The 18301-nt window shown below is 62.8% G+C and carries 19 protein-coding genes; 7 read left to right on the top strand and 12 right to left on the bottom strand.

From position 1 onward, the window contains the following. Positions 1 to 21: 21 nt before the first annotated feature. From MKZ91_RS28575 to MKZ91_RS28540, 8 genes are all read right to left on the bottom strand, one after another. Positions 22 to 609: an ANTAR domain-containing response regulator gene (locus MKZ91_RS28575; RefSeq protein WP_336174424.1), complete on the bottom strand. Its 588-nt coding sequence runs from the start codon at positions 607 to 609 to the stop codon at positions 22 to 24. Between the two features lie 344 nt (positions 610 to 953). Continuing rightward, a complete protein-coding gene (locus MKZ91_RS28570) occupies positions 954 to 1535 on the bottom strand; it encodes a dioxygenase family protein (protein WP_336174423.1) in 582 nt (193 codons plus the stop codon). Between the two features lie 239 nt (positions 1536 to 1774). Next, on the bottom strand, positions 1775 to 2569 hold the full coding sequence (locus tag MKZ91_RS28565) for an inositol monophosphatase family protein (protein WP_336174422.1): 795 nt from the start codon (positions 2567 to 2569) through the stop codon (positions 1775 to 1777). After that, complete coding sequence (locus MKZ91_RS28560; protein WP_336174460.1) at positions 2566 to 3588, bottom strand: sugar phosphate isomerase/epimerase family protein; 1023 nt, start codon at positions 3586 to 3588, stop codon at positions 2566 to 2568. Before MKZ91_RS28560 ends, MKZ91_RS28565 begins: the two co-directional genes overlap by 4 nt. Positions 3589 to 3640: 52 nt before the next feature. Beyond that, positions 3641 to 4699, bottom strand: a complete 1059-nt coding sequence (locus MKZ91_RS28555; protein ID WP_336174421.1) for an ABC transporter ATP-binding protein — start codon at positions 4697 to 4699, stop codon at positions 3641 to 3643. A gap of 2 nt (positions 4700 to 4701) precedes the next feature. Then, positions 4702 to 5490, bottom strand: a complete 789-nt coding sequence (locus MKZ91_RS28550) for an ABC transporter permease (protein ID WP_336174420.1) — start codon at positions 5488 to 5490, stop codon at positions 4702 to 4704. Further along, positions 5487 to 6371, bottom strand: coding sequence for an ABC transporter permease (locus tag MKZ91_RS28545; protein WP_336174419.1), 885 nt, complete (start codon positions 6369 to 6371; stop codon positions 5487 to 5489). The genes MKZ91_RS28550 and MKZ91_RS28545 overlap by 4 nt, the downstream gene beginning before the upstream one ends. A 77-nt stretch (positions 6372 to 6448) precedes the next feature. Continuing rightward, positions 6449 to 7543, bottom strand: coding sequence for an ABC transporter substrate-binding protein (locus MKZ91_RS28540; protein WP_336174459.1), 1095 nt, complete (start codon positions 7541 to 7543; stop codon positions 6449 to 6451). 249 nt (positions 7544 to 7792) lie between these two features. Here MKZ91_RS28540 and pdxR point away from each other — a divergent pair, with 249 nt between their 5' ends. Beyond that, complete coding sequence (gene pdxR / locus MKZ91_RS28535) at positions 7793 to 9277, top strand: MocR-like pyridoxine biosynthesis transcription factor PdxR (RefSeq protein WP_336174418.1); 1485 nt, start codon at positions 7793 to 7795, stop codon at positions 9275 to 9277. A 94-nt stretch (positions 9278 to 9371) separates the two neighbouring features. On the opposite strand, the gene MKZ91_RS28530 is transcribed toward pdxR, so the two are convergent. Next, positions 9372 to 9896, bottom strand: coding sequence for a GNAT family N-acetyltransferase (locus MKZ91_RS28530; protein WP_336174417.1), 525 nt, complete (start codon positions 9894 to 9896; stop codon positions 9372 to 9374). Positions 9897 to 9907: 11 nt separating this feature from the next. Beyond that, positions 9908 to 10768, bottom strand: a complete 861-nt coding sequence (locus tag MKZ91_RS28525; protein WP_336174458.1) for a LysR substrate-binding domain-containing protein — start codon at positions 10766 to 10768, stop codon at positions 9908 to 9910. Between the two features lie 154 nt (positions 10769 to 10922). On the opposite strand from MKZ91_RS28525, the gene argH reads away from it, so the two are divergent. The 6 genes from argH (at position 10923) to MKZ91_RS28495 (ending at position 17232) form a co-directional block, all read left to right on the top strand. Further along, entirely contained in the window at positions 10923 to 12377 is a 1455-nt protein-coding gene (gene argH, locus MKZ91_RS28520) for an argininosuccinate lyase (protein ID WP_336174416.1), read from the top strand. Then, positions 12374 to 13240, top strand: coding sequence for an amino acid ABC transporter permease (locus MKZ91_RS28515; RefSeq protein ID WP_336174415.1), 867 nt, complete (start codon positions 12374 to 12376; stop codon positions 13238 to 13240). The genes argH and MKZ91_RS28515 overlap by 4 nt, the downstream gene beginning before the upstream one ends. 11 nt (positions 13241 to 13251) lie before the next feature. Beyond that, a complete protein-coding gene (locus MKZ91_RS28510) occupies positions 13252 to 14022 on the top strand; it encodes an amino acid ABC transporter ATP-binding protein (protein WP_336174414.1) in 771 nt (256 codons plus the stop codon). Between the two features lie 29 nt (positions 14023 to 14051). Continuing rightward, positions 14052 to 14879 (top strand): ABC transporter substrate-binding protein, encoded by an 828-nt coding sequence (locus MKZ91_RS28505; RefSeq protein ID WP_336174413.1) that lies wholly within the window; start codon positions 14052 to 14054, stop codon positions 14877 to 14879. A gap of 61 nt (positions 14880 to 14940) precedes the next feature. Further along, positions 14941 to 16350 carry an MmgE/PrpD family protein gene (locus tag MKZ91_RS28500; RefSeq protein ID WP_336174412.1) on the top strand — a complete coding sequence of 470 codons (1410 nt, stop codon included), beginning with the start codon at positions 14941 to 14943 and terminating at the stop codon, positions 16348 to 16350. Between the two features lie 12 nt (positions 16351 to 16362). Continuing rightward, entirely contained in the window at positions 16363 to 17232 is an 870-nt protein-coding gene (locus tag MKZ91_RS28495; protein ID WP_336174411.1) for a polysaccharide deacetylase family protein, read from the top strand. Positions 17233 to 17327: 95 nt separating this feature from the next. Here the strand turns inward: MKZ91_RS28495 and MKZ91_RS28490 are convergent, their stop codons facing one another. Then, positions 17328 to 17627, bottom strand: a complete 300-nt coding sequence (locus tag MKZ91_RS28490) for an antibiotic biosynthesis monooxygenase family protein (RefSeq protein ID WP_336174410.1) — start codon at positions 17625 to 17627, stop codon at positions 17328 to 17330. Between the two features lie 27 nt (positions 17628 to 17654). Next, a complete protein-coding gene (locus MKZ91_RS31685) occupies positions 17655 to 18020 on the bottom strand; it encodes a transposase (RefSeq protein ID WP_442892360.1) in 366 nt (121 codons plus the stop codon). Positions 18021 to 18301 lie beyond the last annotated feature (281 nt).

Genomic DNA, 18301 nt, shown 5'->3' with positions numbered 1-18301 from the left:
ACAGCATCGGTAACCGCGCTCTCACATCAGCAGGCCTGCGGCCGTCACCACGCTTTGGGCGATCTCCGACATCTTTTTCTTTTCGTTCATCGCCGTCTGGCGCATCAGCGCGAATGCCTCGTCCTCGGAGAGACCGCGCATCTTCATCAGGATGCCCTTGGCGCGTTCAATCACCTTGCGCTCCTCCAGCGCCGATTTCGCATCGGCAAGCTCGCGCTGCAGCCGGCTGAAGGCGTTGAAGCGGCTAACGGCCATGTCGAGGATCGGCTTGACGCGCTCCTTCTTCAGCCCGTCAACCACATAGGCCGAAACGCCCGCCTCCACTGCCGCCTCGATTGCGGCCGTGTCGGAGCGGTCGACGAACATCGCGATCGGCCGACCGACAGTGCGGGTCAGCTGGAACAGATGCTCCATCATGTCGCGGTTCGGGTTTTCGATATCGATAAAGATGACATCGGGCCTTAGCGCCTCGATGGTGCGGGCCATACCCTGGACTTCATGGATGACCGTGACCTTGCGATGGCCGGCCTCATGCAATCCCTCCTCGATGATCGAGGCGCGGATGGCGTTCTCGTCTATCACGAGAATGGTGAGGTCCCGGTGCGTCATGGGCTCGATCATGATGCGCCGCAGCATTTTAAGCAACAGTAATTGCCTAATAATGCGACATTTCATTGTGCGCACAACTTTTAGGCAACCGTAGATCAGCTGGGCGTTGTTGACGACAGGGCTTGCAGGATCGAAAGAGCACTCGATGTTGCCTATGGTTCTAGCCTTGCCCGGCGCTGCTACCCGGCAGCCTGTAGTCTTCGGAATAAGCTCAGGCCCCCCATCGGGTCGATCTTGGAGATCTTGGCTGGCAATAGCTGTGGGACCTGTGGCGGCCGCATGCAGCCGTACGGCTGCGCGGCAGCGATCAACGAGGCGAACACTTGGTGGGCGCAACGCGCCAGCTACGCCACTATGAAGTCGTAGCGGCCGAATTTTCCGTCGCTCGTCGCCCTGATATCGAGCATCAAGGCTGCGTTGAATATGCGGTCACGTTCATTGCCCGGCTCATTGGCAAAATAGAGTTGCGTCGTCAGCACGTTCCCGCCGGGCCGCTGGACTTTCACGTGGTAATGCCGGGTACGACCAGGATAGAGCCCTGGCACGATCGTCTCGAACCACCATTTGCCTTCTGCATCCGTGAATTGATGTCCGCGGAGTTTGTATCCGCTGTTGTCGTAGGTGCCGCTCTCATCAGCGTGCCATAGCTCGATCAACGCTTTCGCTACCGGCTGGCAGTCCTTGGTTAGTACGTAACCGGCAAGCGTCAGCCTTTCACCGCCCGGTGCATCGCTCGCGAAGTCCTGTTTTTCAGGGCTCTGCGGCGTAAAGTACGGCCCTTCGGTCTGTGCCGGTGTCTGCTCGTGGTCATCACCGCAACTAGCCGTAAGCGGCAGCTCCACAGGAGAGCCGGCTGCATGGCCCAGGCTCGGCAGCGCAATTGGCGTGGCGACGAAGCTGGCAAGGAACTGTCGCCGGGTCGGCATAGTGTTCGTCTCCAGACAATTAAGCCAAGATCGTTGCGGCCCCATTGGGCAGAAGTGAGGCGGACGTCAGCAGAAGCTCGATCGACAACTTCATCAGCAACGCCGCTTAGAAACTCCGACCGTCGCTGGCGCGGCGGCGAGCATCGTTCGCCGATCGCTACACATGGCGTGCTTGGTGGCGTGTAACCGCAGTCGGATTCAATCGATCAGGCATGTGCTACAGCGCTACCTCCGTCTGCTCATCCTCGGTCTCGGCAAAGCACCTCCACAGCGGCCTGATGGAGATCGCCGTTTGCAGCCATCAGCACGGTGTCAAAGTTTGTGGCGGCTGTCAGGGGCCGTCCTTCCCAGTCGGTCACTAAGCCGCCTGCAGCCAGGATGATGGGCATCTGCGGAAGGATGTCGTAGTCGAAGACGTTGCTTTCGATGAGGAGATCGATACTGCCCAGCGCCAGCAGCCCGGCTGCGTAGCAATCGTGAGAAATACGGGTGAAGCGGACCTTTGCCGCCAGAGCGGCGAAACGGTTATGGCCCGCCGGGTCGAATTGCTCGAGTGCGGAGGTATAGAGGATCGCCTCGTCGAGCGCGGTCGTTTCGCTGGTGCGGATAGGCTGCTCGTTTAGTGTCGCGGTGCAGCCCATCCCGAGCCAGCGTTCGCCGGTGATCGGCTGGTTGATCATGCCAAGGACAGGTTTGCCGCGATGGAGCAATGCGATTTGCGTGCCGAAAGCGAGCGAACCGGAAACGAAGGACTTCGTACCGTCAATCGGGTCGAGCACCCAGACCCATTCGGCGTCCGTTCGGCAGGCACCGAACTCCTCGCCCCTGATGCCATGATCGGGAAACTGCGCTTCGATCATCTGTCGCATCACGGCCTCCGCGTCTCGATCAGCAATGGTAACGGGGCTCGCGTCGGCCTTGGCGTCGATGACAAGGCGCTTGCGGAAGTGTGGACGGACCACGCTGGCCGCAGCATCCGCCATTGCATGAGCGAGCGCCAGATGGGACGGCGGGCAAGTTGGCTCGTGGTTCATCCTTCGATCCTCTCAGCTTCGGTAACGATTTCATCGAGTAAGGCTCTGACAAATTCGAGCTGCCGATGAGCAGCAATGGCCTCTTGGCGCAGCCGCGCCCCAAGGTCGACGGTCCCTATGTCTGTGTAGCTCGCCGAGCGAGCCGCAATGAAGGGATCAGGCTCTTCAGAGGGGAAGCGCAGGGCGGGCGCAAAATAGCCCTCCTCTTCCTCCAGCCCGAAGCTCAAGACTTGCGGCCGGTCCTGGCCGAGCAAAAGCAGGTCCACGAACATCGCATGCAGCGGCAAGTGGCCGGTGCCGGTTTGGCAGGCGAGATGCGCCCAGCCGCCGCGATCCGCTTGGACGAGGCAGTCTTTGATGTGAACCTCGGTCACGTAGGGCGCTTGCGCGGCAAGCGCCGGCAATGGCGGCTCATAAGCGTTGATCATATTGGCGAAGTCGAACAGCAGGCCGAGGCGCGGATTGGCAACCCCCTTCAGGATCCCGATCAGTTCCTCCGACTTCAGGTCCTCGTGCTGTTCGAGCGTAAAGCGTAGCCGGCCTTCGGGGTCGAAGGTCTCCAGTCGCCGCAAATCGGCGATCGTCCGTGACACGATTTCGGAGACGCGCCCCTCGTAGCGCGGGTAGCAACGCAGCGACGTTGCGCCGGTGGCAAGCGCGATGCGCACCGCATCGAAGAGACCAGCCGCCTCCGTCGTGCTGGTCTCCACATGCAGTTCCAGTCCGAGCCGCGCTACCGCCACGCCATAATCCAAAAGGGCGGCGTCTGACATGCGGGCGAGGCTCGTCGCCTCCCCGTCCTCGACGTGCAGCTTGAGGCCAACGAGCCGCTGCTCATAGGCGAATTCGGCAAGCTGCAGCGGCGTCAGCCCACCGAAGCGCATGTTGAGATGAAAGGCATAGGCATGGGCGAACAGCGGCGCGGTGCGCGCCCGCTCCGCCAGCCTGGCGCGGTCTGCGCCGGAAAGTGCGGCAATCTTCGCGCGCCAGTCCAGCGACGACAGGTCATCAAACGGCATTTCGGTCAAAGTGCCGGCTCCTTCGCAGGCGATTTCGAGACTTCGAGGGCTTTCAGGCTGCAAGCACCAGCAAGTCACGGTGCGGCAGGCTGATCTCTACCGACGCGCCGACCGAAGGCGGCGGCCTGTCAGGCTGGTTGAACGTGTCGAGCGCGAGCAGACCGCCGTCGACCGCGACACGGATCCTGATCACTGAACCCAAGAAATGCACCTCGGCGATGCGGCCTGAAAGCACGACGTCGTCGCCCTCCCCGCGCCCCAGCGCGACGGTTTCCGGCCGCATGGCAAGGCTGATGCGCTCTCCGGATCGACCGGAAAGCGTCCGGTTCAACACCACCGGCACACCACCGAGCCGCACCTTGCCGGCGGCCGCGTCCATGACGTCGGCGTCGAGAAGGTTCAGCGTACCGACGAATTGCGCGACGAAACGGGTCGCCGGCCGATTGTAGATCTCGAACGGCGTGCCGACCTGGTCCGCGACGCCCTGGTGCATAACCACGATGCGATCCGATATGGACAGCGCTTCCTCCTGGTCATGGGTGACAAAGACGGCGGTGATACCGAGATCGCGCTGGATGCGACGGATCTCCTCGCGCAGACTGATGCGGACCTTCGCATCGAGGGCCGACAGCGGCTCATCGAGCAGCAGCACCTGCGGGCGCGGCGCCAGTGCACGGGCGAGCGCCACACGCTGCTGTTGGCCGCCGGAAAGCTGGAAGGGATAACGGCCGCCGAGATCGGACAGGCCAATCAGCTCCAGCATTTCGCTGACGCGCCGTGCAATAGCCGCCTTGCCCTCGCCCGCAACCTTGAGGCCGAAGCCTATGTTTTCCTCAACCGTCAAATTTGGGAAAAGCGCGTAGCCCTGGAACACCATGCCTATATTGCGCCGGTTGGCAGGAAGCCCCGTCACTCCCCTTCCGTCGATGCGGATCGCGCCTGATGTCGGCGTCTCGAAGCCAGCGACCATACGGAGAACCGTGGTCTTGCCGCAGCCGGACGGCCCGAGGAAGGAGACGAACTCCCCTTTCTCGATGTTGAGGTTGAAGTCCTTGACGACACGGGTCGGCCCAAAGGATTTTTCCAGGTGCTGGATGTCGAGGAAAGCCATGGTCAACGCCTCACGGTGGAGAATTTGGAGAAACGGGTGACAAGCTGGATCAGCCCCATACAGGCCCAGGTGATGGCGAAGGCGACAACGGCGAGCGCCGAGGGTTCGTAGGCGCGGTTGCCGCCCATCCAGACCATGTAGGGGCCGAACGAGCCGACGTTGAGCAAGGCGGCAAAGACATATTCACCGATGACGATCGCGAAGGTGAGGAAGGCACCGGATAGCACCGAGACGAAGACGTTTGGCAGGACGACGACGGCGAGGATCCGGGCCCAGCCGGCGCCAAGGCTCTGGGCCGCTTCCGTCAGGCTGCCGACATCGATGGTGCGCAGGCCCGTATCCACGGAGCGATACATGTATGGCAGCGACAGTGTCGCATAGCCGAACAGAATGAGGAGATTGGTACCCCACCAGCTTCCTGTCAGCGGCAGGACCGAAGACGTGTTGTAGATGCGGATGTAGCCGAAGACGATGACGATCGGTGGAATGACCAGCGGCAGCAGTGTCAGGAACTCCACGATCGGGCGAAGCGATGGAAACCGTAACCGCACGAAATAGGCGGTCGGGACCACGATCAGGATACCGAGCACGATGGTCACGAGCGCCAGCGCGACCGAATATCCGAAGGTTTGCTGGAACTGCGGATCGGCCAGCACCACACGATAGGCTTCGAAGCCGTAGCCATCGCGCTGCATGCGCAGGGAGAAATCAAACATGCCGACGAGCGGGAGCAGGAAATAGAGCCCGCCCAACACGACGGCGAGCCAGGACCAGAGACGTCTTTCCGTCATTTGACCCACCTTTCCGCGCGCATGCGCAAGAGGATGTAGACGGCGTTGGCAATGGCGGTCAGCAGGATCATGGCAAAGGCGATCGCGTAGCCGAGATGCGGGTCATTGAGCACGTCACCGCGAATTTGTGCGAACAGGACGATCGGCGCGATCGAGAGCGATGAGCCGGTGAGTGCGATTGCAGTCGCGACCGCTCCGAAAGCATTGGCGAAAAGCAGAGCGAGTGTGCCGAGAAGCGAGGGCCAGAGCACCGGCAACGCCACCAGACGCCAGTACTGAATTCCGTTGGCGCCAAGGCTTTCGGCCGCCTCTCGCCATTCGCGGCGCAGCCCCTCCAGCGCCGGCGTGATGATCAGCACCATCAGCGGGATCTGGAAATAGAGATAGGTAAGCGCCAGGCCGAGGAAGGAGACGATGTTGAAGCCGGCTCCATAAAGATTGATCCCGAACCATTGGCGCAGCAGCATTGTCACGAAGCCGAGACGACCAAGTGTCGCGATGAAGGCGAAGGCGAGCGGCACGCCGGCAAAATTCGAGGCGACGCCCGAAAAGGTCAGGATGGCATTGCGCAGCGGGCGCGGGAGACCGCCAAGCGTGATGGCGGCGGCGATGAGCAAGCCGAAAAAACATCCGAGCACGGCCGTCAGCAGGCTGAGCTCGATCGAGATCCAGAAGGCCGAGCGTATCGATGGCGCAAGGAGCTTGCCGAGGTTTTCCAGCGTCAGCTGTCCCTCAGCGTTGCGGAACGCGCCGAGCACGATGTTGAGCGTCGGCAGGATGAGGAAGAGCGTGGCAAAGAGGAAGAAGGGAGCGACCCCGACCCAGCTGAGAACCTGCCGCGGCCTGAGCGCCGCCGGCAGGGAGGCGACGATTGTCGTCATCGGATTTGTCCCTGGATTAATCGCGTACACTGGCGAGAGGCTTCATGAGGGGTGAAGCCTCTCTGCCGAACGGAGGCTTACTTCACGTTGGCGCCGACCACCTTGTCCCAGCCCTCGACCACGGCGGTCTTGTTGGCGGAAAGCTCGTCGACCGTCGGGAAGATTGCCTTTTCATAGGCTTCGGCAGGCGGCAGCTTGTCGAGCAGCTCCTGCGGGAACTTGCCGGCCTTCAGCATGGCGTTGAAGCGCGCCGGATGGCAGTATCCCTTCAGCCAGCCGGTCTGGCCTTCGTCGGAATAGAGATACTCCATCCAGAGCTTGGCGGCGTTCGGATGCGGCGCGTAGGCCGAGATCGCCTGCACGTAGACCCCGGCGACGACACCGCTCGTCGGCACGACGACCTCCATCGGCGGATTGCCCTTCAGCGCGTCGCGCCAGGCCAGAAGATTGTAATCCCAGGCAGCGACGATCGGCGTCTGGCCCTGTGCGATGGTGCCGGCCTTGCCGAGCACCGGCACGAAGTTGCCGGACTTGTTCAATTCGGCAAAGAGCTCCAGGCCCTTGCCGCCGGATTCCGCTCCAGGCTTCGCGCCGCGCGAGATGCCTGCTGACATGAGCGCCAGGATCGCCTGCGCCGAAGACCGCGGGTCACCGGTGAGTGCAACGGCCCCGGCGTATTCCGACTTCGACAGATCCGACCAGTCAGCCGGTACGGTCTCGAGCAGGTCCTTGTTCACGCCGAACGCCATGACGCCGTAGTAGTCGCCGTACCAATAGCCTTGCTCGTCCTTGATATTGGCCGGAATCTCGTCCCAGGTTGCCACCTTGTAGGGTTGGAGAAGGCCTTCCTTGGCGGCAGCCGGCGCGAAGGCAAGGCCGAGATCGACGACATCGGGTGCCTGCGAACCCGTATTCCCCTTGTTCGCACGGATCGCTTCCAGCTCGTCAGCCGTACCGGCATCGGGGTTCAGCTCATTGACCTCGATGCCCGGATACTTCGCCTTGAAGCCGGCGATGACCTCGCCGTAATTGCACCAGTCGTGGGGCAGCGCGATGACCGTGAGCGCGCCTTCCTTCGTGGCCGCGGCGACCAACTCTTCTGCGGCCTCGGCGCGGGCAATGCCCGGCAGCGCCGCGGCCAGAGCGAGCGTGGAGACGAAGGCGCGGCTCATTGCGCGCGATTGAAGCTTCTTCATGAATTCCTCCTGTTGACCGTCGGCGACGGATCGTGGGCGATGGCTGCTTTTTCCTTGCATCCGGTCGTCGGCACCGCCGCCTGTCCCGGTTCCCCTGCACCTTGTCTGCGTCCTGCGGAAGGGCTGCATCGGTGCGTTTTCGTGTAGGGGCAGCATGTAACAATTGGACGACGAAGAAACGTCCATTATGGTGCAATTGACTGTACCAATTTTTAGAGGCCACCGATGGTCAAACAGCTTGAAGGGCCGATCCTGCCTTTCCTCCGCCTCGACAAGACAATCACGCTGCCGAAATTCCGCCAGGTGCAGGACCAATTGCGCACGGCAATCCTGAAAGGGCACTTGCGCGCCGGAACACGGCTGCCCGCAAGCCGCATCCTTGCCGGGGAGTTGGGCCTGTCGCGCCAAACGCTCGTGCGGGTGCTCGAAAATTTGAAGGCTGAGGGCTATCTGGAGGCACGACAGGGAGCCGGCACTTTCGTGTCGGCCGCCTTGCCGCGCCAATCGGCAAAGCCGCTGCCGATGCCCGCTCGCCACGATGTTGCCGACGGCGCGCCGCCTCGCCTGTCGCGTGTTGGCGACCAGTCACGCCGGATGTCAGCCGATATCGGTCAGATGGAAGACAAGCCTTTCCTCCCCAACCGTCCGGCGCTTGACCGGTTTCCCTTCGCTGTCTGGCGAAAATGCTGGAACGCCGTGACGCGCGGCGGCAAGGCCGTGGCCATGGGCTATGGCGATGTCGCGGGCGAGCTGGTTCTGCGGCAGAGGATCGCCGAATATCTGGCCCTGCATCGGCGCGATCCTTGCGATCCCGATCAGATCGTCATCACGCCCGGCGGGCATGCCGCCTTCACGCTCGCGGCCTTGGCGCTTGCCGATCCTGGCGACGGAATATGGTTCGAGGATCCGGGGCCGGTGACCACCAGCAACCTGTTTCGCACGCTCGGGCTGCGGCTGTGTCCGGCCAACACCGATGCCGACGGCATGGATGTCGAGAGCACGATGGCGCGCTATCCCGACGCGCGGCTCGCCTTCGTCATGCCGTCGCGCCACCACCCGCTCGGCATCACCCTATCGCTGCCGCGCCGGCTCGCCCTGCTCGAATGGGCGCGGGCAAACGACGCCTGGATCATAGAGGACGATTACGACAGCGAATTCCGCTATGACGGCGCGCCATTGCCATCAATGCGCTCCATCGATGGTTCCGATCGGGTGATCTACGCGGGCAGTTTCAGCAAGGCGCTCTATCCGGGAATCCGCGTCGGTTATCTCGTGCTGCCACCGCAGCTCGTCGGGACATTTCGCACGCTCTCGGGGCTGATCCACCGCAGTGTCCCGGTGGAAACCCAGCTCGCGCTCGCCGAGTTCATCGGCGGCGGTCACTTTGCCAGCCATCTGCGCCGCATGCGCGGCCTTTACGCCGAGCGCCGTGAGGCTTTCATGCAAGCCGGGCGGGATGCGCTTGCCGGGCTTGCTCGCGTCGACTGCTCCGAAAGCGGGCTCAATGCACTCGCCTGGCTGGAGGGCGGCCGGGAGGACCAAGCCTCGCACCACGCCGTGCTCGATGCGGGGCTACAATGTTATCCCCTGTCCGACTATACGATCGCCACGCCTCAGCCGGCTGCGCTCATTCTCGGCTATGCCGGCGTTCCGGCGGAACGGATGCGGCCTCTTCTTCTTCGGCTAGCAGGAGCGATCGCCCGAAAGTGAGACCAAATCCAGCGACATGACGAAAGTGGTCAGCAGCGTCGCCGATCCCGCGCTTGCGCCCAAGGAACCCTTGACCGGCGACTGCCTGAGACGTTCAGAGCACCAAGCCGTTTTCCCACACAAAGACGATATTTCGCGAGCGCCAGATCGGACCGGCATCCGTGTATTCCCCGGCCCGCTGGCCACCGAGCGCGTCGTAGAAAGCGACCGCAGGTTCGTTGCCGTCAACAACGCCGACGCCGACGCCGGGAAACCCTCTCTCCACCAGATGCGCAGCAAGCCTTGAGAGCAGTGTACGACCAATGCCCTGACGCTTGACGTTCGGATCGACGTAAAGGTTCTTGATCTCGCCGTGGTCGCCGAAGATCGCAGCTGAAGGCGCGCCGGCCGCGCCGATTGCGACCGGCCTTCCCTCCAATTGCGCAAGAAGCACGATTTGGTCGGGATCCTCCGCCGCGAGCTTTTCGCGCCAAGTGCTGCGGCGACGGGTTTCGTCGAGCAGAGCGTAAACCTCCGGTGGGGCAAGATCGCGATAGGTTTGCCGCCATACCCGCACGTGAAAGTGCGCGATTGCATCCGCATCGGCAAGGCTCGCTTGCCGTATCGTCACTTTTTCCATCGCCCCCTCTTCTACTCCACCTGCTGCATGAGCCAGCGCTGGAACGCCTTGAGCGCGGGCGAGGGCTTGCGGTCCGTCGGGGTGGTGAACCAATAGGCGGCCTTGGATGTGTAGTGAATCCCGCCGGGATTGATAAGGTTTCCGGCCCTCAGTTCCTCCTCGACGAGTTGCGGAGGAACGAGAGCCATGCCCTGCCCGGAGATCGCGGCGCGCAGGACCAGCGTATAATAGTCGAAGCGCATGACGGCCTGCGGCTCAAGCTCCGGTTTCCCTTGTTCCGCTGCAAGGTCGATCCAGCGCAACGGAGTGCCCGGATGCTCGATGATGATACCGCGCGCGGCATCCTCGAGGGTTTCGCAGGAACCGAGCCGCGCGAGATATGCGGGTGCGCAAACGAGCCGGACATCCTCTCCGAAGAGGTAGATCGAATGTTCTTTCGCGAACGGTCCCCGACCGAAACGGAACACGGCGTCGGGCTGTGCCGCCGGGTTGTCGGTCGCAAAGGTCGTGTACTGGACGTCGATATCCGGGTGTTTCTGGTTGAAGTCGGAAAAGCGTGGCAAAAGCCAGCGATCACCAAGGATGGGCAGCACCTTGAGCCGGAGCGTATGGGAATCCGGCTGCAGGCTCGCCGCGCGGAACGCAGCCTCCTCCATCGCCTTGATCGCTACCTGTGCCTGCTCCAGGTAGATGCGACCAAGGTCTGTCGGCACCATGCCTGACGGCTTTCGCATGAACATCTGCGCGCCGAGAAGGTTTTCAAGCGTCAGCAACTGCTTGCTGACGGCGCTTTGCGAAAGGTTGATGCTTTCCGCAGCCGCCGTCGTCGAGCCGCGCTCCGCAATCGCCAGCATCACGCGAAGGGCAGTCATCGAAGGCAACGGAACGGAGGTATGAACCAAGGGCATTCTCCGGCAAGGGGCTAGTCGGTTTCGTCATAACGGTATCGCTTTTTCGCGTTTGTGCAAGCGGTCCCTAAAAGGCAACCTCAGCTCGGGAACATAATTACCGAGATGGGAGACTGACATGACAGAACAAGCGACGTCGCTTTGGGGAGGCCGATTTTCCAGCGGTCCGTCTCCGGAACTCGCGGCGCTCTCGCGAAGCAATCCGAGCTTTTTCCGCCTTTCCCCCGAAGACATCGCCGGGTCTCGTGCCCATGCGCGCGAACTTGCGCGCGCTGGGGTGCTGAGCGAGGACGAACTGCCGCGGATGCTGCAAACACTCGATACGATCGCGGCCGATGTCGCGGCCGGCCGCGAGAAGCCGAAAGCCTCGGATGAGGACCTTCACACCTTCCACGAGCGCCTGTTGATCGAGCGGCTCGGCGCCCTCGGCGGCAAGCTGCGCGCCGGCCGCTCGCGCAACGACCAGACCGCCAACAACACCCGCCTTTACCTTCGCCGCACGTCACGGCGACTGGTGAAGCTGGTGCTTTCGGTACAGGATGCACTCGCCACACAGGCGAACGCCCATATCGAAACGGTCATGCCGGGCTTCACCCATCTTCAGCCCGCCCAGCCGATATCGCTCGGTCATCACCTTATGGCACATGCGCAGTCGCTCAGCCGCGATATCGAGCGCTTCATCGACTGGGACCGCCGCTTCGACCGTTCGCCGCTCGGCGCCGCTGCGCTCGCCGGCTCGGCTTTCGCCCGCGATACCGAAAGCTCTTCACGCGATCTCGGCTACGCCCGCCCCTGCGAGAATTCCATTGATGCCGTCGCGAGCCGCGACGTGGTCTCGGAGTTTCTGTTCGTCACGGCGATGCTGGGCGTGAACCTCTCGCGGCTGTCAGAGGAGATCTGCATCTGGGCCTCGCGCCAGTTCGCTTGGGTGAAGCTGCACGATTCCTACTCGACCGGTTCATCGATCATGCCGCAGAAGAAGAACCCCGATATCGCCGAGCTGACGCGTGGCATGTCGGGCACGATGATCGGCAACCTTGCCGGTATGCTCGCCACACTCAAGGCGATGCCACTCGCCTACAACCGCGACCTCGCCGAGGACAAGCGCGCCCTTTTCGAGACGATCGATCTTCTCGACCTGATCCTGCCTGCCTTCGCCGGCATGATCGCGACGTTGACCTTCGACGCCGAACGCATGGCAGCCGACGCACCGCGTGGCTTCACGCTGGCAACCGAGGTGGCAGACTGGCTGGTGCGGCAGGGTATTCCTTTTTCGCATGCCCATGAGATCTCCGGCGCGACGGTGCGCTACTGCGAAGAGCGGGGCATGGAACTTGATGGGTTGGCCGAGACCGATCTTCCGAACATCGACGCGGCATTGACCCCGGACGTGCTTGAGGTGATCGACCCGGCCCGGGCGCTTGCCGAACGTTTCGGCCAGGGAGGAACGGCTCCAGCCCGGGTGCGCGAGCAGATCGCAGCCTTCGCCGAAACCTGCGAAGGACAACGTGCCTGGGCCGAGCTGAACCTCTCGGGTATTGCCCTGGCGCCACTGACGGGAGCTCAAGCATGACGGACACGGCTCTTCCCCACTCCAGCCGCGATGCTCATGACATCGCCCATCTCGAACTCGTCCCGCGCAAGCATGTGGGGCGCAAGGTCTTCGCCGCCATCGTGCTCATCCTGGTGGCGCTGCTCGTCCGCGCCTTCGTCGTCGGCCAGATCGAATGGCCGGTCGTCGGCCAATTCCTGTTCGCTCCCGTGATCATTCAGGGCATCTGGAACACGCTGCTGATGACGGTCGCAGCGATGTCGCTCGGCATCGCGCTCGGCGTCCTCATCGCGATCATGCGGATTTCCGGCAATCCGGTGCTCGAATACATCGCGCTCGTTTATGTCTGGATCTTCCGCGGCGCGCCGGCGCTTCTGCAACTGCTGCTCTGGTTCAACCTCGCGCTGATCTTCCCAACGATGGGCATCCCGGGCCTTTTCGAATTCAACACCGTCGAGGTGATGACGCCCTTCGTCGCCGCCATGCTCGGCCTCGGCATCCAGCAGGGCGCCTATACTTCGGAAGTCGTGCGAAGCGGTCTTCTGTCCGTGGACGCCGGCCAGTACGAAGCCGCCCGGACGATCGGCATGACGGGAATGCAGACGCTGCGTCGCATCGTGCTGCCGCAGGCCATGCGCGTGATGGTCCCGCCTGTTGGCAACGAGGTGATCAGCATGGTCAAGCTCACCTCGCTCGCCTCGGTGATCCAGTATTCGGAGATCCTGCACAATGCGCAGGTGATCTACTACGCCAATACGCGCGTGCTGGAACTGCTGATGGTCGCAAGCTTCTGGTATCTCGCGATCGTCACCGTCCTCTCGCTGATCCAATCCCGGATCGAACGCTACTACGCCCGCGGCACCCGCGGCCGCACGACGATCTGAAGGGGGCGCACATGACAAGCGAAATCCTGGTCAAGGCCGTTGACGTCTGCAAGAGCTTCGGCACATTCAAGGCGCTCCATGAGGTGGGTCTGGAAGTGCGCAAGGGCGAGGTGAGCTGCATCATCGGCCCTTCGGGCTCCGGCAAGAGCACGTTCCTGCGCTGCATCAACCTTCTGGAACGCATCGACTCCGGTGCGATCTGGGCCAATGGCGAGCTGATCGGCTACCGTCGCGACGGCAATAAGCTCTATGAGCTGAGCGACGCGGAAATCGCCCGCCAGCGCCGGGGCATCGGCATGGTCTTCCAGCGCTTCAATCTGTTCCCGCACAAGACTGCGCTGGAAAACGTGATCGAAGGGCCAGTACAGGTTTTGGGCGAAAGCCCGAAGGTTGCCCGCGAACACGCGATGGAACTCCTGACACGCGTCGGCCTTGCCGACAAGGCCGGCAACTATCCCGCGGAGCTTTCCGGCGGCCAGCAGCAGCGTGTCGCCATCGCCCGCGCGATGGGCATGCGTCCCTCGCTCATCCTCTTCGACGAGCCGACCTCTGCGCTCGACCCCGAACTGGTGGCCGAGGTGCTCGACGTGATGAACGATCTCGCCGCCTCCGGCATGACGATGATCGTCGTCACCCATGAAATGGGCTTTGCCCGCAACGTCAGCAACACCGTCGCCTTCATGGACGGCGGGCGGCTGATCGAGCACGGCCCTTCGGCGCGGGTCCTGACCCAACCCGACAACCCCCGCACGGCCGATTTCCTCAAGGCCGTGCAACGATAACCGCAAGAACCAACAGAATGGGAACGACAATGAAAAAAGTTATTCTGGCCGCCTCGGCTTGCCTGCTCGCCTTTACCGCCCACGCACAGGAGCTGCCGGAGAAGTACAAATCCGCGGGCAAGCTCGTGGTCGCGAACACGCCGAATTATCCGCCGATGGAATACCGCGACCCGGCGACGAACGAACTGATGGGCGTCGACATCGAGCTTGGCAAGGCGCTGGCCAAGCAGCTCGGCACCGAGATCGAATGGTCCGAGATCGGCTTCGAGCAGATGGTGTCTTCGCTGAACACCGGCCGCGCCGACCTGGTTTTGAGCGGCATGAGCGATCTTCCGAAACGGCGCGAGACCATGGACTTCGTCGACTACATGAGCTCCGGTGCGCAGTTTTACACCTCGGCCAAACGCAAGGACGAGTTCAAGGAAATCACCGATTTCTGCGGCAAGACTGTCGGCATGAGCCGCCGCACCTCCTTCCCGGACGAGGCCAAGAAGTGGAGTGCTGCCAATTGCGAAGCCAACGGCAAGCCGGCGCTTGTCATCGTCGGCACGGAAGGCTCGGCCGATGCCCGCGCCCAGTTGAAGCAAGGGCGCCTTGACGGCGCGGTCCAGGGCTCGGAAACGCTGCCCTACCTGCTGCAGCTTGAGAAGGACACTTACGCCATCGTCGGCGAGCCCTTCACGGAAGTCTATCAGGGCATCGGCTTCTCCAAACAGACGCCCGAGCTGCGCGACGCGATTGCAAGCGCGCTGAAGGCGCTCATGGCCTCCGGCGAATACAAGGCGATCTTCGAAAAATACGGTCTCTCCGCGAGCACGCTCGACGGCGTGATGATCAACGGCGAAGCCGCAAAGTAATGGCGGGACGGCCCGGTGGGTCCGCCGGGCCGTCCCCTTCGCCTGCCCGAACGAGGATATCATGACACCCGATGCAGCCCGGAGCGGCCTGCAAGCGCTGCCGCATGTCGAGGCGCTTGCCGAATTCTGTGCCCGCCTTGCCCCTGCCGATTTGCCCGACAGGGTCGCCACCCGCACCAAATCCCACCTTCTCGATACGCTCGGCGCAGCCCTCGCCGGCACCCGCTCGGTCGAGTTCCGCAAAGTGCGTTCGCTCGCCGCAGCCGGGGGAACAACGCCGCTCCTTGCCTCGCCGCAACGAACCGGCCCTCGAGACGCGGCGCTCGTCAACGGCGTTGCCGCCCATGTCTTCGAACTCGATGATTCCGGCGGTTGCGATCATACGGGCGCCGTCGTTCTTCCCGCGCTACTGGCAGCTCTTCCGTCCTGCGCGACCCCGGTTTCCGGCGGCGATCTCATTTGCGCGCTAACGGCGGGTTACGAGGTCGGCCGCCGCGTGCTGGACGCCTCCGGCGGCTACGGCGCACACAATGGCGCGGGCTGGCATTCGACCGGTACCTGCGGCACGCTCGCCGCCGCAGCGGCGGTCGCCCGGTTGCGCGGCTATGACAGCGCCCTCTTTCTCCACGCCCTGACATTGGCCACCAGCTTCTCCTCTGGCCTGTGGGCCTTCAACCATGACGGCAGCCAGGCAAAGAAGGTCCATGCCGGCCGGGCGGCTGAAGGCGGACTGCTCGCCGCCGACCTTGCCGCTGCCGGCTTTTCCGGGCCCTCGCAGGTCTTCGAGGACGTCTGGGGCGGCTTCTTCCGTACCTATGTCCGCGATGCCGGACAGCCGGCCGAACTCTCCGCCGGCCTCGGAACGAACTGGAAGGTCGAGCGGGCCTCGCTCAAACCCTACGCCGCCTGCCGCGGCGCGCATTCCGCCATCGACGCGGTCGGAGACATCCTCGCCGAGACCGACCGCACTGCCGCCGACATCGCGAGGATTGATCTCCGCCTCAGCGCCTTCCTGATGGACATGTGCGGCCGGGCGCGACTGGAAACGCTGGCCGGCGCACAAATGAGCCTCGGCTACGCGCTGGCAGCACTCCTGGTCTTCGGTCACGTCGACCTCCAACAGTATTCCGTCGCTTCCCGCGGAGATTCGCGCCTGGCCGTTGCTCTCGACCGCATCCGCTTCCATCCCGATCCGCAGATGCCACAAATGGCCGAGCCGGAGGTAACCGTCACCTTCGCTGATGGCGGAACCAGGACGGCGATGGTACCGCGCGCCACCGGCTCCAGCGAGCGGCCGATGAGCGATGCCGCCATCCGCGCCAAGTTCGACAGCCTCGCATCGATGGCGTTGCCGGCAACTCGCGTTGCGAACCTCGCCGATTTCATAGGCGTGCTGGAGAGACACGCGGACTGCCGAGACCTTTGCGAACTGTTGGTCGCCGACGGACCGGAAGTGCCGGTCTTCATTTGAGAAGGACGTTTCATGACTTACGATCTCAGCCCTCGCCCGCTCAACCCGGCGCCACCAGCCCCCGCTTTTGACTGGCCGCACGGCAAGAAAAGCGCCCTCTTCATCGGCTTCGACGTCGACGCCGAGACTGCCTGGATCGGCAACAACCACGCCAATGTCGACCGGATGGTAACGACCTCGCTCGGCGGTTACGACGCACGGGTGGGTATCGCAAAGATCCTCGAACTGCTGGATATGCTGAACCTCAAAGCGACGTTCTTCATTCCAGGCTGGACGGCCGAAGCCCACACCGCCGCGTGTGAACCGATTGTCACGGCTGGGCACGAGATCGCCCATCACGGCTACCTGCACAAATGCCCGGATCGCAACAAGCTGGACGAGGCGAAGGAGGAGATCGACCGTGGCCTCGAGGCGCTGAAGTCCCGGCTCGGTGTGACACCCATCGGCTACCGCGCGCCATCCGGCGAGAATTTCCCGGAACTGCTCGCCTATCTCACCGAACGCGGCCTGCGCTATTCGAGCTCGTTTCGCGACGATATCCGGCCTTACCGCCATCGCCTTGCCGATGGCCGGCCCGGACCGGTTGAAATCCCCGTCAACTACGCGTTCGACGACTGGAACTTCGGGATGACCGGCCGCTTGGATTCGCGCCCGCTCTTTGGCCGCGACGCCATCCTGCCTCTATGGCGCGAAGAATTCGCCGGCACGCACGACTGGGGCGGCGTGACCACTCTCGTCCTGCACCCCCAGGTCTCCGGTCGACCGATGCGCTGGCGCATCCTGAAAGACTTCCTCACCGAAATCGCCGCTCGCGACGACGTGTGGATCGCTACCGGCGCCGAAATCCTATCGCACTACGAAGCCAGAACGGAAAGCGTTTAGGAGCCCTCGAGCATCGCAGGATCCTTGCGGTGCGCCGAATTCGGAATGCAGCCCTTTCGTCAGGTGTTTATGAAGACGGTTCCAATCAGATAGAGCTAACGAGTCATCTCGAAAATCGCCTCACCGGAAATCGGGTCCGTAACCCCGAGATCCTGGCTTATCTCCAACAGCGCATCACGGAAGGTGTCGAGATTAGCCTTCATCATGGGCCGTGCAGCAGCGACTGCTTCGAGGCTCTCCCATTCGGCGATCGAGAAATACGATCCATCAGCTGCCTTGCTTAGCGCCATCTTGCGCAGCCCTTCAAAGTCGCGACGAGCAGATGAAAACAGCTGCTCAAACCGTTCCTCTTGACCAGGTCTCACGCGGAAACGGACACAATTGTAAGCCGTCATCCTTAACCTCCATAGGTTCTGCAACTTCTAGAGGATGTATCCGGCGCGGCTTTCCAGCAAGTGCCAAGGTTGGCACGGTCGAAACTGAAATCTTGGCGGCGCGGAAAATGGCGCTCGCATCTCCGCCTTTCTCACCACGCACACGGCCGGCTCGGCCGCATCACCATTGTTCGGAACGTCAACGAGCTTGGCCGGGACGAACGCCGGACCGGCTTCCGGCGCCAAAGCTTGCCGTCGCCAAGTATAGATCAGCCCAGTCGCAACATCGAAACGGCGTGCGACTTCGCAAACCACCGCGCTTGGCGCGAAAGCCTCGGCCAGTATCTGGGCGCGATCTTCCAACGACCATCGCCGACGCCGCTCCGGCCCCGTCAGCAAAACTGCATGTCCCATGCTCAATGCACTCTTAAGTCCACTCTTAAGAGTGCAGACTCACGGGAGACGCGGAACTTCGCAAGGCGGTTCACGCCGGAGGGATACCATTGGCCTTGCCGGGGACTGGCGGCTCCAGAGCTAGTGGTCCGGCCTTTTCGTTGATCCCCAGAAACGTCAAAAGCCCGCCGGATTTCTCCAAGCGGGCTTATTGTATTTGGGAAGTTTGGTTGCGGGGGCAGGATTTGAACCTGCGGCCTTCAGGTTATGAGCCTGACGAGCTACCGGGCTGCTCCACCCCG

The organism is Ensifer sp. MJa1, from assembly GCF_037026475.1.
GTDB lineage: Bacteria > Pseudomonadota > Alphaproteobacteria > Rhizobiales > Rhizobiaceae > Ensifer.
Note: the sequence above shows the minus strand (reverse complement) of the source record. Positions and strands in the feature narration are given on the sequence as shown.

Excerpts from the sequence above, each read along its gene's own strand:
- MKZ91_RS28575 (WP_336174424.1), bottom strand. The coding sequence starts at position 609 with ATGACGCACCGGGACCTCACCATTCTCGTGATAGACGAGAACGCCATC.
- MKZ91_RS28570 (WP_336174423.1), bottom strand. The coding sequence starts at position 1,535 with ATGCCGACCCGGCGACAGTTCCTTGCCAGCTTCGTCGCCACGCCAATT.
- MKZ91_RS28565 (WP_336174422.1), bottom strand. The coding sequence starts at position 2,569 with ATGAACCACGAGCCAACTTGCCCGCCGTCCCATCTGGCGCTCGCTCAT.
- MKZ91_RS28560 (WP_336174460.1), bottom strand. The coding sequence starts at position 3,588 with ATGCCGTTTGATGACCTGTCGTCGCTGGACTGGCGCGCGAAGATTGCC.
- MKZ91_RS28555 (WP_336174421.1), bottom strand. The coding sequence starts at position 4,699 with ATGGCTTTCCTCGACATCCAGCACCTGGAAAAATCCTTTGGGCCGACC.
- MKZ91_RS28550 (WP_336174420.1), bottom strand. The coding sequence starts at position 5,490 with ATGACGGAAAGACGTCTCTGGTCCTGGCTCGCCGTCGTGTTGGGCGGG.
- MKZ91_RS28545 (WP_336174419.1), bottom strand. The coding sequence starts at position 6,371 with ATGACGACAATCGTCGCCTCCCTGCCGGCGGCGCTCAGGCCGCGGCAG.
- MKZ91_RS28540 (WP_336174459.1), bottom strand. The coding sequence starts at position 7,543 with ATGAGCCGCGCCTTCGTCTCCACGCTCGCTCTGGCCGCGGCGCTGCCG.
- pdxR (WP_336174418.1), top strand. The coding sequence starts at position 7,793 with ATGGTCAAACAGCTTGAAGGGCCGATCCTGCCTTTCCTCCGCCTCGAC.
- MKZ91_RS28530 (WP_336174417.1), bottom strand. The coding sequence starts at position 9,896 with ATGGAAAAAGTGACGATACGGCAAGCGAGCCTTGCCGATGCGGATGCA.
- MKZ91_RS28525 (WP_336174458.1), bottom strand. The coding sequence starts at position 10,768 with ATGACTGCCCTTCGCGTGATGCTGGCGATTGCGGAGCGCGGCTCGACG.
- argH (WP_336174416.1), top strand. The coding sequence starts at position 10,923 with ATGACAGAACAAGCGACGTCGCTTTGGGGAGGCCGATTTTCCAGCGGT.
- MKZ91_RS28515 (WP_336174415.1), top strand. The coding sequence starts at position 12,374 with ATGACGGACACGGCTCTTCCCCACTCCAGCCGCGATGCTCATGACATC.
- MKZ91_RS28510 (WP_336174414.1), top strand. The coding sequence starts at position 13,252 with ATGACAAGCGAAATCCTGGTCAAGGCCGTTGACGTCTGCAAGAGCTTC.
- MKZ91_RS28505 (WP_336174413.1), top strand. The coding sequence starts at position 14,052 with ATGAAAAAAGTTATTCTGGCCGCCTCGGCTTGCCTGCTCGCCTTTACC.
- MKZ91_RS28500 (WP_336174412.1), top strand. The coding sequence starts at position 14,941 with ATGACACCCGATGCAGCCCGGAGCGGCCTGCAAGCGCTGCCGCATGTC.
- MKZ91_RS28495 (WP_336174411.1), top strand. The coding sequence starts at position 16,363 with ATGACTTACGATCTCAGCCCTCGCCCGCTCAACCCGGCGCCACCAGCC.
- MKZ91_RS28490 (WP_336174410.1), bottom strand. The coding sequence starts at position 17,627 with ATGACGGCTTACAATTGTGTCCGTTTCCGCGTGAGACCTGGTCAAGAG.
- MKZ91_RS31685 (WP_442892360.1), bottom strand. The coding sequence starts at position 18,020 with ATGGGACATGCAGTTTTGCTGACGGGGCCGGAGCGGCGTCGGCGATGG.